The 296-nt window shown below is 70.9% G+C and carries 1 pseudogene; it reads right to left on the bottom strand.

Features of this window, described 5'->3' with window-relative positions:
* A pseudogene (locus tag BFF77_RS32340) lies at positions 1 to 296 on the bottom strand (hypothetical protein); the annotation flags it as partial.

Here is a 296-nt window from a genome sequence, read left to right as displayed (position 1 = left end):
CACCGAGCCCGCCCAGCGCGCCCCGCCCCTGAAGCACCTCGAACTGGTGGGTCTCGACCCGGTTGTTGTCACTGCACTTGACGGCGAGGTTGTAGCGGCCGGGCGTGGCGTCGTCGTGGATCCGCGCGGTGGCCCGGGACGTCCCCGCCGGATTGACCGACAGCTCGACCCGCCGGAAGGCGTTGGACGTAACGGTCCCGCCGTGGCCGCAGCCCTGGACGGTGATCTCGATCCTGCCGCCCTGATGGACCGAGAAGGGGTTGACGGTGACGTTCCTCGGACCGTCGGTGGCGGCG

This window comes from Streptomyces lushanensis (genome assembly GCF_001700515.1).
Lineage (GTDB): Bacteria > Actinomycetota > Actinomycetes > Streptomycetales > Streptomycetaceae > Streptomyces > Streptomyces lushanensis.
This window is presented reverse-complemented; position numbering and strand designations above follow the sequence as displayed.